General features: G+C 72.4%; 7 protein-coding genes. 6 read left to right on the top strand and 1 reads right to left on the bottom strand.

Features of this window, described 5'->3' with window-relative positions:
- Window positions 1–347: 347 nt before the first annotated feature.
- The 3 genes from ACFRFC_RS08615 (at window position 348) to ACFRFC_RS08605 (ending at window position 5,309) form a co-directional block, all read left to right on the top strand.
- Complete coding sequence (locus ACFRFC_RS08615; RefSeq protein WP_382689636.1) at window positions 348–1,388, top strand: SMI1/KNR4 family protein; 1,041 nt, start codon at window positions 348–350, stop codon at window positions 1,386–1,388.
- Window positions 1,389–1,431: 43 nt separating this feature from the next.
- Window positions 1,432–3,999, top strand: coding sequence for an SUKH-4 family immunity protein (locus ACFRFC_RS08610; RefSeq protein ID WP_382689634.1), 2,568 nt, complete (start codon window positions 1,432–1,434; stop codon window positions 3,997–3,999).
- A gap of 419 nt (window positions 4,000–4,418) precedes the next feature.
- A complete protein-coding gene (locus tag ACFRFC_RS08605; RefSeq protein ID WP_382689632.1) occupies window positions 4,419–5,309 on the top strand; it encodes a DivIVA domain-containing protein in 891 nt (296 codons plus the stop codon).
- Between the two features lie 157 nt (window positions 5,310–5,466).
- On the opposite strand, the gene ACFRFC_RS08600 is transcribed toward ACFRFC_RS08605, so the two are convergent.
- On the bottom strand, window positions 5,467–5,664 hold the full coding sequence (locus ACFRFC_RS08600; protein ID WP_382689630.1) for a hypothetical protein: 198 nt from the start codon (window positions 5,662–5,664) through the stop codon (window positions 5,467–5,469).
- 503 nt (window positions 5,665–6,167) lie between these two features.
- Here ACFRFC_RS08600 and ACFRFC_RS08595 point away from each other — a divergent pair.
- From ACFRFC_RS08595 to mfd, 3 genes are all read left to right on the top strand, one after another.
- Window positions 6,168–6,956 carry an ABC transporter ATP-binding protein gene (locus ACFRFC_RS08595; RefSeq protein WP_382689628.1) on the top strand — a complete coding sequence of 263 codons (789 nt, stop codon included), beginning with the start codon at window positions 6,168–6,170 and terminating at the stop codon, window positions 6,954–6,956.
- Entirely contained in the window at window positions 6,953–9,535 is a 2,583-nt protein-coding gene (locus ACFRFC_RS08590) for an ABC transporter permease (RefSeq protein ID WP_382689626.1), read from the top strand. The genes ACFRFC_RS08595 and ACFRFC_RS08590 overlap by 4 nt, the downstream gene beginning before the upstream one ends.
- A 487-nt stretch (window positions 9,536–10,022) precedes the next feature.
- On the top strand, window positions 10,023–13,580 hold the full coding sequence (gene mfd / locus ACFRFC_RS08585) for a transcription-repair coupling factor (protein WP_382689624.1): 3,558 nt from the start codon (window positions 10,023–10,025) through the stop codon (window positions 13,578–13,580).
- Window positions 13,581–13,807 lie beyond the last annotated feature (227 nt).

Here is a 13,807-nt window from a genome sequence, read left to right as displayed (position 1 = left end):
CTGTCACCGGGGCGTGACGGGTGGTCACGGTGGGGTGGGGGTGCGCCGGGGTGTGGTGCCGGGGTGGGGACGGTGGCGGGCGCCGGGGGTGCGCTGGGGTGTGCGGGGGTGTGCGGGAGGTGTGACGGGCGCCGCGGCCGGTGCCGGTGACCGGTGTTCGCGTTCCGCATAGGCTGTCGGCACGCGATGCGCGCGGTCAGCACGCCGGTGATCGTCGGCAGGCGCGGTCGCCGGGCCGGTGATCGCGGACAGACAGCGACAGACAGCGAGAGACAGTCGGATACGGGGTGTGGTGGGCCGAAGGGGGTCACCGCTGTCCGTCCAGAGTGCCGCAGGGGGCAACCGCCATGACATCAGGTCGGCTCGGGCTGGGGGCGCCGCCCAGCCGCCAGGCCGGGGGGCAGGCCGCGCCGCCGAACGCGGCCTATGCCGGGCAGATCGTGCATTTCCCGGACCCGGTCCGGGCCGCTCGTCATCCCAGAGGGGTACGGGTGGATGAGCACGGTTACCCCGATTTCTCGCCGTACGCGCGTGCGGTGGCGGAGATCGCGGAGCCGCCGGAGGGTTTCGGCGTGGACGAGCTGCGGTTGACGGACTATGTGTCGGCGAACGCGGCGCTGTCGGCGTCGGGGCACGATCTGTGGGCCACGGTGGCGCCGGTGGCGACGCCGCACGGCTGGACCTGGCATCACGCGGTGGGCAGTCGGCGGCTGGAGCTGGTGCCGGTCGAGGTGAAGGCGTTGCTGCGGCATCACGGCGGGATAGCGACGGCGGCCGTGGATCAGGGCAAGCGGGGGACGCGGCCGTTGCAGGAGACGCGGCCCGCGCATTTCCGGCTGCCGAAGTCGGGGGTCGCGGTGACCGAGCAGCAGGTGCTGGGGGTCGAGGAGGATCTCGGGTACCGGCTGCCGGGCGCGTACCGGTCGTTCCTGAAGGCGGCGGGCGGGTGTGCGCCGGTGGGGACGGCGCTGGACGCGGAGTTGGGGCTGCTGGTCGATCAGCCGTTCTTCACGGTGCGTGATGAGGCGGCGGTCAATGACCTGGTGTATGTGAACAAGTGCCTGCGTGATCACCTGACCAAGGACTATCTGGGGGTGGGGTTCGTGCAGGGTGGTCTGCTCGCGGTGAAGGTGAAGGGCGACCGGATCGGTTCGGTGTGGTTCTGCGCGTACGACGACGCGCGGGACGTGGATCCCTCGGTGCCGCCGGCGGATCGGGTGGCGCGGCTGCTGCTGCCGTGCGGCGAGGATTTCGATGTGTTTCTGGCGCGGCTGGCGGGTTCGCCGCCGGAGTTGGAGACCGTGGCGAATCTGATGGTGGACGGCGGGTTCGCGCGGGTGGTGCCGGTGAGCGGTGGGGCCGGTTCTGGTTCCGGGGCCGGGGAGTGAGCGCGGTGCGGATGCGGGTGCGGGTGCGGGGAGTGAGCTGGCGATGGTGACGTTCGCGCAGGCGCAGGAGCGGGCCGAGGAGTGGGTCAACGGGGAGCTGCCCTCGTACCAGCACCGGGAGGTGCGGGTGCGGGAGTTCGATCTCGGGTTCGTGGTGTGGGCGGAGGATCGTCCGGACGGTCCGCGGTCGGACGGTGGCGCCCAGCGGCTGGTCATCGCCCGTGACAGCGGGGAGGCCACGCTGTGGCCGTCGCTGCCGGTGGGTGAGGTGATCCGCCGGTACGAGGAGGAGTACGGCGGCGTCGCCGACGCGGTGCCGGCGGCGGCGCCGGGTGCGGTTCGGGTGGATCTGAATCAGACGTCGTTCCTGCTGACTCCGCCGGAGTGGTTGCAGGAGGCGGCGGACAAGCTGGGGATCGGGGATCGGCGGACGGGGGGTGGGGGTGCCGATTCCGGTGCCGGTGCGGGTTCCGGCGCCGGTGCCCGGGCTTCCGGTTCCGGTTCCGGGGGTGCGGGGGGTTCTTCCGGGAGTGGGTCGCCGGGTGGGGCGTTGGCTCCGACGCAGGCCGGGGTGCCTGTCGGGTCCGGGGTGCCGGGTGCGCCCGCCGGGGCGACCCCTTGGGCGGGGACGGACACGAACGCCGATGGTGGCGAGGATCGTTCCGTACCGCTGCCCGTGACCGTTTTCGCGCCTCCGCTGAGCGGTGCCGACGACGAGGACACGCCGCTTCCGGTGGCGCCGGAGGCGGCGACCGCGCTGATGTCCGGCGGCAGCCAGCTGCCGCCGACGGTCTCGGCTCCGGCGCTCGACGACTCGGACGGGGGGAGCGTGGTGCCTCCGGGTGCGGTGCCTCCGGGTGTTGTCGCGCCGGGGGCGGCTTCGCCGAGTGCTGTTCCGCCAGGGGCGGTTCCGCCGGGTGGTACGCCGCCGCCCGCGCCCACGTATGGCTATCCGCAGGGGGTGTCCGGTCCGCAGGGGCCGGGTGTTCCCGGGACGCCCGCTTCGGGTACTCCCGCGCCGGGCACTCCTGGGCCGGGCGGTGCCTCCTACGGTCGGCCGCCGGGGGCGCCCCCGGCCGGGACGCATGCCGGTGACATCGCCGACGCCGCCACCAGCAAGGCGGGGCCGCCGCCGCGGCGCGGCGGCCGGGGGCTGACTCCGCCGCCTCCACCGCCGCCCCCGGGTGCGCCCGGGATGCCGGGTGCCCGGCCGGGTGCGGGGGGTGCTCCGCCGCCTCCTGGGGTGCCGGGGGTGCCTGGTGGGTCGTCCGGCGGGTCGTCCGGTGGGTATGTGCCGACGCAGATGGTGCCGTCCCACGGGGCGGGTGTGCCTGGTGTGCCGTCCGGGGCGGGTGCGTGGCCGCCGCCGAGTGTTCCGCCGGGGGGTCCGGCTGCTCCGGGAGCCCCTGGCGCTCCGGGTGCCTCGCAAGGTGCCGTGCACTACGAGGAGACCGTCCTGTCCGGGCCCCCGGTGCGCGGTCCCGGCGTTCCTCCGCCGCCGCAGGCGCCCGGGGCGCCCGGCGCTCCTGGTGTGCGGCCGGGGGCTCCCCAGCCGGTGCCCGGGCAGCAGGTGCCGATGCCGCCGCCGATGCAGATGCCGGGGCAGCCGCCCGCGTACGGATATCCGCAGCAGGGGCAGCCGACGGTCGGGCCCGGCTATCAGGCCGTGTTGCGGTACCGGGCGCAGGACGGTTCGGAGCAGCAGGTGATCCGGCGTTCCGCGCCGGGCACTCCGCATCCGGAGTGGCAGATCTTCCACGAGCTGCGCGCGATGAACGTACCGCCGGACCAGGTGCTCGAACTCCACACCGAGCTGGAGTCCTGTGAGCTGCCGGGCGCCTACTGCGCGCGGATGATCCGGGAGCAGTGGCCGCAGGCGCGGATCACGAGCATCGCCCCGTACGGCACGGATCACCCGAGCCGGCAGCAGGGGATGCGGCAACTGCTGGCGCATCAGGGTGAGTTGCACCAGGTCGCCGACGGTCCCGCGCGCCCGGGGCCGGTACGGGCGCCGCTGCCGCCGGTGCCGCCCGCGCCGCCGGTCCCGCCGGAGGCGGTGGCGCAGGAGCTGGCGGGGGCGTTCGGGCCGGGGGTGTTCCGGTTCGAGCAGGCCGCGGTGTCCCGGCAGGGGGTGCCGCCGGTCGTGGCGCACACGCTGGTGGTGGCCGGACTGCCGGTGGACATGGGCCCGTTCTTCTGGGCGCAGGCCCAGCCGGGGCGGCCGGTGCCGACGCTGGCGGAGCTGGCGCAGGAGCGCGGGGTGCGGCCGGCGGCGGACGCCGGTTCGTATCTCGTCATGGGCAGCGACTTCGGCAAGGCGATCTGTGTGCAGTACGGCACGGCGAACATCGTGGCCGTGCCGGTGGAGCCGGGTCCGGGCGGGGCTGCGGTGCCGCCACAGTTCGTGAACACCGGGCTGCCGGAGTTCGTACGGTGTCTGGCGCTGCTCGGGCGGATGTGGCGGCTGCGGTTCGGGCTGAACCAGGAGCAGGCGGGGCGGTGGACCGTCGATTTCCAGGCCCAGTTGGCCGCGCTCGATCCGGCGGCGCTCGGTTCGCCGGAGAGCTGGTGGTCGGTGCTGCTGGAGCAGATGTGGGACGGGTTGTTGTGAGGTGTTGTCCGGTACGGGGTGGCGCTGTCGCTGTCCTGTGAAGGGTGGGGCGCAGCGCCGCTGACTTGATCGACTCCGACTCCGACTCCGAGTCCGACTCTGACTGCGAGTCCGACTCTGACTGCGAGTCCGGCTGCGGCTGCGACTTGATGAGCGGGCGCACGCGCGCGTGGTGGGCCGTTCCCGGCCGTTGTGGCGGGGGCGGCCCTTTTGCGTGCGTGCGTCCGGGGCCCGCGTGCGTGCCGGGTGAATCGGGGTGCCGATGTACCGGCATATGGGCGTACGGGACGGCTTGTTGAAGTCTCCGTAACCCGGCTGCGGAGTGTCGCGTTATGAACACCTCCGTCCGGTCTACCAAGATATGCGGCAAATCGAACTTCATGCATGTCTATGTCCGGTCCGGCGGAGAGGGGTTCCAGATGAACGGCACATGGGTGTCGCCACAGGGGTTCGTGACCGTCCGGGGGCGCGGCTACCGCCCCGATCAGGTCGACGCGTTCACCGAGGCCCTCTCCCAGGACCGTGACGCCGCCTGGGAACGCGCCGCGCGTCTCACCGTCCTCGCCAAGAACATGGAGGCGGAGGCCGGGCAGCTGCGCGAGCGGGTCGCCGGGCTGCCGCCGCAGACGTACGAGTGCCTGGGCGAGCGCGCGCAGCGGGTCCTGCGGCTGGCGCAGGAAGAGGCGGACGCCGTACGGGACGGTGTGCGGCGGGCGGGGCAGGAGCGGGTCGCCGAGGCCGAGTCGTACGCCCTCGGGGTGCGCCGGGAGGCGCAGGAGGAGGCGGACACGCTCCGCGCGGAGGTCGAGGAACGCGCCCGCCAGTTGCTGCTCGCCGCCCGCGCGGAGGCCGACGACCTGCGTGTCGGCGCCCGGCGGGACATCAAGGAGGGGCGTGGCGAGGCCCTGTCCGCGCTGCGCGAGGTGCGGCAGCGCACCACCGGCATGCTCGCCGAGCAGCACAAGGAGCACGCCGAGCGCTGGGCCGCCGCCGAGAGCGAGGTCGTGGGGTCGGGCGCCGCCCTGGACGCCGAACACGCCGAGCGGGCCGCCCGCGCGGAGGCCGCTCTCGCCGCCGCCGAGGAGGCGTTCGCCGGGGCGCAGGAGTCCGCCGGGCGCCTCCAGGAGGAGGCCCGCGCCCGCGCCGCCGAACTTCTCGCCGACGCCCGTCTGCGGGAGGACGGCATCGCCCGCGAGACGGAACGGGTGCTGTGTGAACACGGGGAGCGCTGGGACGACGTACGCGCGCAGATGGACAACGTCCGCAGCAGCCTGGCCGCGTTGACGGGGGGTCGGGCTCCGGCGGAGTGAGCCGGGGCGGGCTGGGGGGCTGGGGGGCTGGGGGCTGGGGGTCTGGGCTGACGTGGGCCCTGGGGCCTGACTCTCGGTGCGCCGACACGCCGAGATACCGACACGCCGAGATGGCGACACGCCCGGATGCCGATTTTTCGGCACTCCGACACGCCGGTCAGTCGCTCGAAGCCCCCTCCATAGGAGGCGCGTTCTCCGGGAGGACGGGAAAGCGTCTCGGGGCCAGGGTGAGGACGATCAGCATGGCGAGGGTGGCGGCGCAGGCCGCGCCCAGGTAGACCGCGTCGGCGACGGCCCGGCGGGTCGCCTCCGTGGTGGTGGCGCCCGTCCCCAACTGGTTTCCCCTTGCAGGCATCTGCCGTGCGACAGCTTCCCATCGCCGGCCGCCGGGGCGGGAGGCCCGGCCTTCGCGCGGCGGAGGGCTTGACCCTCACGTCGCAGGAGGGTGGAGGCTCACCGCATCGAACGGTGGAGCCGACCCTGAGAAGGACTCCACCCGGCGGTGGACTGCCCCTAGGGGTACCTCGGTCGCAGGGGTGGGGGAGGGTTCGTACCCGCGGAGGACGAGAGGCCCGGCGGGGCTTCCTTAACCTGGCTTTACGCCGATGGGGGGCGCTGAGGAGACGGTTCACCGCACCTTCGGGGGTGGGGTTTTCCTCAGTAAAAGACTGCGCTGGGCACCAGGGTGCGGGACCCCTCCCGGACGGGAGACTCGTCGAGGCGGGGCCGCACCGCGTACGGCGGCACCACCTGGGCGTACGACCGCTCGACCCACCACGTTGTCCGCGCCAGACCCACCACGTTGTCCGCGACCTGGTCGCCGCACGATCCAGCACCGACCGACATAGGAGAAATACCGTGACATCGGATGTAACCATTCCCAGGCACGGGGGCACTGGAGGGCGTACGGCCGTTGCCGCGCGGGCGCGGCAGGTCGTCAAGGCGTACGGGGCCGGGGAGACCCGGGTCGTCGCGCTCGACCATGTGGACGTGGACATCGCCCGCGGTCAGTTCACCGCGATCATGGGCCCCTCGGGCTCGGGCAAGTCGACCCTGATGCACTGCCTCGCCGGTCTCGACACCGTCTCCAGCGGGAAGATCTATCTCGATGACACCGAGATCACCGGTCTGAAGGACAAGAAGCTCACCCAGCTGCGCCGCGACCGGATCGGCTTCATCTTCCAGGCGTTCAACCTGCTGCCGACGCTGAACGCGATAGAGAACATCACGCTGCCCATGGACATCGCCGGCCGCAAGCCGGACCGTGCCTGGCTGGAGCAGGTCGTGGAGACCGTCGGGCTCGCCGGGCGGCTCAAGCACCGGCCGACCCAGCTCTCCGGCGGCCAGCAGCAGCGCGTCGCCGTGGCCCGCGCCCTCGCCGCCCGGCCCGAGATCATCTTCGGCGACGAGCCCACTGGCAATCTTGATTCCCGCGCGGGCGCCGAGGTACTGGGCTTTCTGCGCCGCTCGGTGGACGATCTCGGCCAGACCATCGTGATCGTCACCCACGACCCGGTCGCCGCGTCCTACTCGGACCGGGTGCTGTACCTCGCCGACGGCCGGATCGTCGACGAGATGTACAACCCGACCGCCGATCAGGTCCTGGACCGCATGAAGGACTTCGACGCGCGGGGGCGCACGTCATGACCGTGTGGAAGACCTCCCGGCGCAACTTCCTCGCGCACAAGGGGCGCATGGCCCTGTCGGCGGTGGCGGTGCTGCTGTCGGTCGCCTTCGTCTGCGGCACGCTGGTGTTCACGGACACCATGAACACGACGTTCGACAAGCTCTTCCAGGCCACCTCCGCCGATGTCACCATCAGCACCGAGGAAGCCTCCGACACCGGCGAGACCACCGCCGACAACGGCAGGCCGCCGGTGATGCCGGCGTCCGTGGCCGACCGGGCGAAGGACGCCGAGGGCGTCCAGTCGGTGGAGGGGGCCGTCGCCTCGACCTCCGTGACCGTGATCGACGCCGACAAGGACAGCCTCTCGGCGTCCGGCGGCGCCCCGACCATCGTGGGCAGCTGGAACAGCAACGACGCCCGCACCATGGAGATCACCTCCGGTGCCGCGCCCCAGGGCGCCGACCAGGTCATGGTCGACAGCGACACCGCCGACAAGCACGACCTCGAGCTCGGTGACCAGATCGGGATCATCACCGCCCTGGGCACCCACCGGGCGAAGATCTCCGGCATCGCCGACTTCACGGTCACCAACCCCGGCGCCGCGGTCTTCTACCTCGATGTCCCGACCGCCCAGCGGATCCTGACCGGCGAGAGCGACGTCTTCACCAGCGTCCATGTCACCGCGGCACCCGGCTTCACCGACGCCCAGGTCAAGAAGAACGTCACCGCGGCGCTCGACGGCGGCTACAAGGTGCAGACCGCCAAGGAGGTCGCGGACGCGGGCGCGGCGGACGTCGAGGAGTTCATGGGCGTCATCAAGTACGCCATGCTCGGCTTCGCCGGGATCGCCTTCCTCGTCGGCGTCTTCCTGATCATCAACACCTTCTCCATGCTGGTCGCCCAGCGCACCCGGGAGATCGGCCTGATGCGGGCCATCGGCTCCTCCCGCAAGCAGGTCAACCGGTCCGTGCTGGTCGAGGCGCTGCTGCTGGGCCTGGTCGGCTCGGTGCTCGGCGTGCTCGGCGGGGTCGGCCTGGCGGTCGGCCTGATGAAGCTCATGGGCGCCGCGGGCATGAACCTGTCCACCGACGACCTGACCGTGGCCTGGACGACCCCCGTGGTCGGCATGGTCCTCGGCATCGTCGTCACCGTCCTGGCCGCCTACCTCCCGGCCCGCCGCGCGGGCAAGGTCTCGCCCATGGCCGCCCTGCGCGACGCCGGAGCCCCGCCCGACGCCCGGGCCGGCCGGATCCGCGCCGCCATCGGAGCGCTGCTCACCGGCGGCGGCGTCTTCGGCCTCTACCTCGCGGCGGGCGCCGACAAGGCGAGCGAGGGCGCCCTGTGGCTCGGCGGCGGCGTACTGCTGTCCCTGATCGGCTTCGTCGCCATCGGCCCGCTGCTCGCGGGCGCCGTGGTCCGGGTCCTCAGTGCGGTCCTGCTACGGGCCTTCGGCCCCGTCGGCCGCCTCGCCGAGCGCAACGCCCTGCGCAACCCGCGCCGCACCGGCGCCACCGGCGCGGCCCTGATGATCGGCCTCGCCCTGGTCGCCTGTCTGTCGGTCGTCGGCTCCTCGATGGTCGCCTCGGCCACCGAGGAACTCGACCAGAGCGTCGGCACGGACTTCATCATCCAGAGCGACAGCGGCCAGCTCATCACCCCGCAGGCCGTGCAGACGGTACGGGACACCGAGGGCGTGGGCCATGTCACCGAGTACAAGTGGACGCAGGCCGACTTCAGCACCCCCGACGGCGAGACGCTCAAGAGCACCGCGATCACGGCCGCCGACCCGACGTACGCCACCGACCTCCGGGTCGAGACCGTCCAGGGCGACCTCGCCGACGCCTACCAGCCGGACTCCATGTCCGTCCACGAGCAGTTCGCCAAGGACCACGGCATCAGCCTCGGCTCCACGATCGGCGTCGACTTCAAGGACGGCTCCACGGCCCAGCTGACCGTCCGCGCCATCACCAGCAGCGAAGCGGTCATCGACGCGGGCGCGATGTACACGTCCATCGACACGATGGCCACGTACATTCCCGCCGACAAGATGCCGCTGGACTCGATCCTCTTCGCCTCGGCGGCGGAGGACGGCCAGGCTGCGGCGGTGTACAAGGCGCTGGAGACCTCCCTGGACGACTATCCGCAGTACACGGTCCGGGACCAGAGCGACTACAAGGAAGCCATCCAGGACCAGGTCGGCCAGATGCTGAACATGATCTACGGCCTGCTCGCCCTCGCGATCATCGTCGCCGTCCTCGGGGTCGTGAACACCCTCGCCCTGTCGGTGGTGGAGCGCACCCGCGAGATCGGCCTGATGCGGGCGATCGGCCTGTCCCGCAGGCAGATGCGGCGGATGATCCGCCTGGAGTCGGTGGTGATCGCCCTGTTCGGCGCGCTGCTCGGCCTGGGCCTCGGCATGGGCTGGGGCGCGACCGCCCAGCAACTGCTCGCCCTGGAGGGGCTGAAGGTCCTGGAGATCCCCTGGCCGACGATCATCGGCGTCTTCATCGGATCCGCCTTCGTCGGACTGTTCGCCGCGCTCATACCGGCCTTCCGGGCGGGACGTATGAACGTCCTGAACGCGATCGCGACGGACTGATCCCTGGGGGATGGGGGATGGGGGCTGGGACGGTCCGGGAGGGTCCACGACCACCGCATACGGGGGTTGCGGGGGACGACGGCCCCGGCGGGCGCACTACGCGTCTGCCGGGGCCGTCGGCGTTTCCGGGGGCCGGTGAGGGCCGGTGTGGGCCGGTTCGCCGCCTGGGGGGACCGGTTCGCCGCCTGGCGGGGAGGGGGCGCGGAGCGCGGGCACGGGCGCGGGCCGGGGGCGTGCGCGCCGGGGTGGTTTCTCACCGCTCCGGCGACTGTCGGTGGGGCGTCGTAGGCTGGACACACCCCGGCCCGTGACGCGTGTCGGGCCCTTCGTGTTGCCCGCCCCCGAAATTTCGGTGTCCCGAGTTTCGGTGTCCCGAGGTCAGGTGTCGGCCTCAGCGCCGATCCCGCCCCCAGCCCCCTCCCCTCCCGGCCCGACCCGGCCCGCCCCGACCCGACCCGACCCACCCCCGGACAAGGAAAGCCCCTCCATGAGCCTGCACGGTCTGCTCGACGCCGTCGTCAAGGACGCCGCCCTCGCGGAAGCGATCAAGGCGGCTGCCGACGGCAACCGCATGCACATCGACCTGGTCGGCCCGCCCGCCGCGCGCCCCTTCGCGGTGGCGGCGCTGGCCCGCGAGTCCACCCGTACCGTGCTCGCGGTCACGGCCACCGGGCGTGAGGCGGAGGACCTGGCGGCGGCCCTGCGCTCGCTGCTGCCGCCGGACGGCGTCGTGGAGTACCCCTCCTGGGAGACGCTGCCGCACGAGCGCCTCAGCCCCCGCAGCGACACCATGGGCCGCCGCCTCGCCGTGCTGCGGCGGCTCGCCCACCCGCGCGCCGACGACCCGGAGACGGGCCCGGTCTCGGTGGTCGTGGCGCCCGTACGGTCCGTGCTCCAGCCGCAGGTCAAGGGCCTGGGCGACCTGGAACCGGTGGCGTTGCGCACCGGGCAGACGGCGGACCTCAACCAGATCGTGGAGGCCCTCGCGGGCGCCGCCTACACGCGCGTGGAGCTGGTCGAGAAGCGGGGCGAGTTCGCCGTGCGCGGCGGCATCCTGGACGTCTTCCCGCCCACCGAGGAACACCCTCTGCGCATCGAGTTCTGGGGCGACGACGTCGAGGAGATCCGCTACTTCAAGGTCGCCGACCAGCGCTCCCTGGAGGTCGCCGAGCACGGCGTGTGGGCGCCGCCCTGCCGTGAGCTGCTGCTCACCGACGACGTGCGGGCACGCGCGCGTGCGCTCGCCGAGGCCCACCCGGAGCTGGGCGAGCTGCTCGGCAAGATCGCCGAGGGCATCGCGGTCGAGGGCATGGAGTCCCTCGCCCCGGTCCTGGTCGACGACATGGAACTGCTGCTGGACGTGCTGCCCGAGGGCGCGATGGCCGTCGTATGCGACCCGGAGCGGGTGCGCACGCGTGCGGCGGATCTGGTGGCGACGTCACAGGAGTTCCTCCTGGCGTCCTGGGCGGCCACCGCGGGCGGCGGCGAGGCGCCCATCGACGTCGGCGCGGCCTCCCTGTGGCCCATCGCGGACGTACGGGCACGCGCGCGGGAGCTGGAGATGCTGTGGTGGACGGTGTCGCCGTTCGCCGCCGACGAGGAACTGACGGCGGCCTACGAGAGCGACGCCGCCGGCGACACCCTCAAGCTCGGCATGCACGCGCCCGAGACCTACCGGGGCGACACCGCGCGGGCGCTCGCCGACACCAAGGGCTGGCTCGCCGACGGCTGGCGCACGGTGTACGTCACCGAGGCCCACGGCCCCGCCGCCCGTACGGTCGAGGTGCTCGGCGGCGAGGGCATCGCCGCCCGGCTGGACACCGACCTGGGCGAACTGAGCCCGTCCCTGGTGCAGGTGGCCTGCGGCTCGATCGACTACGGCTTCGTGGACCCGGCGCTCAAGCTCGCCGTGCTCACCGAGACCGACCTGTCCGGCCAGAAGGCCGCCGGACGCGACGGCGCGCGCATGCCCGCGCGGCGCAGGAAGACCATCGACCCGCTCACCCTGGAGGCGGGCGACTACATCGTCCACGAGCAGCACGGCGTGGGCCGATACATCGAGATGGTGCAGCGCACGGTGCAGGGCGCCACCCGCGAGTACCTGGTCGTGGAGTACGCGCCCGCCAAGCGCGGCCAGCCCGGCGACCGTCTGTACATCCCCACCGACCAGCTGGAGCAGATCACCAAGTACGTCGGTGGCGAGGCGCCCACCCTGCACCGGCTCGGCGGCGCCGACTGGACCAAGACCAAGGCCCGCGCCAAGAAGGCCGTCAAGGAGATCGCCGCCGACCTGATCAAGCTCTACAGCGCGCGCATGGCCGCCCCCGGCCATGTTTTCGGGCCCGACACGCCGTGGCAGCGCGAGCTGGAGGACGCCTTCCCCTACGCGGAGACGCCCGACCAGCTCACCACCATCGCCGAGGTCAAGGAGGACATGGAGAAGTCGGTCCCCATGGACCGCCTGATCTGCGGCGACGTCGGATACGGCAAGACCGAGATCGCGGTGCGGGCCGCCTTCAAGGCCGTACAGGACGGCAAGCAGGTCGCGGTGCTGGTGCCGACGACGCTGCTGGTGCAGCAGCACTTCGGGACGTTCAGCGAGCGGTACGCGCAGTTCCCGGTGAATGTGCGGGCGCTGTCCCGGTTCCAGAGCGACACCGACGCCAAGGCGGCCCTGGAGGGGCTGCGCGAGGGCTCGGTGGACATCGTCATCGGCACCCACCGGCTGTTCTCCGCCGAGACCAAGTTCAAGGACCTCGGCCTGGTCATCGTCGACGAGGAGCAGCGCTTCGGTGTCGAGCACAAGGAGCAGCTGAAGAAGCTGCGCGCCAATGTCGACGTACTGACGATGTCCGCGACCCCCATCCCGCGCACCCTGGAGATGGCGGTCACCGGCATCCGCGAGATGTCGACCATCACCACCCCGCCCGAGGAGCGCCACCCGGTGCTCACCTTCGTCGGCCCGTACGAGGAGAGGCAGATCGGCGCCGCGATCCGCCGCGAGCTGCTGCGCGAGGGCCAGGTCTTCTACATCCACAACCGGGTCGAGTCCATCGACCGCGCGGCGGCCCGGCTGCGCGAGATCGTCCCCGAGGCGCGGATCGCCACCGCGCACGGGCAGATGTCGGAGTCCGCGCTGGAACAGGTCGTGGTCGACTTCTGGGAGAAGAAGTTCGACGTACTGGTGTCGACCACGATCGTGGAGTCCGGCATCGACATCTCCAACGCCAACACCCTCATCGTGGAGCGCGGCGACACCTTCGGCCTCTCCCAGCTGCACCAGCTGCGCGGGCGCGTCGGGCGCGGCCGGGAGCGCGGGTACGCGTACTTCCTGTACCCGCCGGAGAAGCCGCTGACCGAGACCGCGCACGAACGGCTCGCGACCATCGCCCAGCACACCGAGATGGGCGCGGGCATGTACGTCGCCATGAAGGACCTGGAGATCCGCGGCGCCGGCAACCTCCTGGGCGGCGAGCAGTCCGGCCATATCGCGGGCGTCGGCTTCGACCTGTACGTGCGGATGGTCGGCGAGGCCGTCGCGGACTACCGGCGGCAGCTGGAGACCGGCGCGATCGAGGAGCCCCCGCCGCTGGAGGTCAAGATCGAGCTGCCGGTCGACGCGCACGTCCCGCACGACTACGCGCCCGGCGAGCGGCTGCGGCTCCAGGCGTACCGGTCGATCGCCTCCGCCAACACCGAGGACGACATCAGGGCGGTCCGCGAGGAACTCACCGACCGCTACGGCAAGCTGCCCGAGCCCGTCGAGAACCTGCTCCTGGTGGCCGGCCTGCGGATGCTGGCGCGCGCGTGCGGGGTGGGCGAGGTGGTCCTCCAGGGCACCAACATCCGCTTCGCGCCCGTCGAGCTGCGCGAGTCGCAGGAACTGCGCCTGAAGCGGCTGTACCCCGGCAGCGTCATCAAGCCCGCCGCGCACCAGGTGCTGGTGCCCCGGCCTAAGACCACGAAGGTGGGCGGGAAGCCGCTGGTCGGGCGGGATCTGCTGGGGTGGGTGGGGGAGTTCTTGGCGTCGGTGCTGGGGTCGTAGGCGCGAGCCGTCCTGGCTGGGGCCGGTATGTGTGACCGCCGGGTCCGGTGGGGGTGGGGTCGGGTCCGGTGCGGGTGACGGTCGTGTCCGGTACGGGTGACGGCCGGGTCCGGTACGGGTGACCGCCGGGCTCGGTACGGGTGAAGCCGCCCGCGGGAGGTGAGGTGCCGCGGACGGCTTCGGTTCTAGGTAGTTCTCGGCGTGTTCTCGGCGTGTTCTTGGCGTGT

The organism is Streptomyces sp. NPDC056734, assembly GCF_042790455.1.
Classification (GTDB): Bacteria; Actinomycetota; Actinomycetes; order Streptomycetales; family Streptomycetaceae; genus Streptomyces.
The sequence above is the reverse complement of the archived record's forward strand: the minus strand, read 5'-3'. Positions and strand labels throughout refer to the sequence as shown.

Coding starts and splice junctions, on each gene's coding strand:
- ACFRFC_RS08615 (WP_382689636.1), top strand. CDS start 348: ATGACATCAGGTCGGCTCGGGCTGGGGGCGCCGCCCAGCCGCCAGGCC.
- ACFRFC_RS08605 (WP_382689632.1), top strand. CDS start 4,419: ATGAACGGCACATGGGTGTCGCCACAGGGGTTCGTGACCGTCCGGGGG.
- ACFRFC_RS08610 (WP_382689634.1), top strand. CDS start 1,432: ATGGTGACGTTCGCGCAGGCGCAGGAGCGGGCCGAGGAGTGGGTCAAC.
- mfd (WP_382689624.1), top strand. CDS start 10,023: ATGAGCCTGCACGGTCTGCTCGACGCCGTCGTCAAGGACGCCGCCCTC.
- ACFRFC_RS08600 (WP_382689630.1), bottom strand. CDS start 5,664: ATGCCTGCAAGGGGAAACCAGTTGGGGACGGGCGCCACCACCACGGAG.
- ACFRFC_RS08590 (WP_382689626.1), top strand. CDS start 6,953: ATGACCGTGTGGAAGACCTCCCGGCGCAACTTCCTCGCGCACAAGGGG.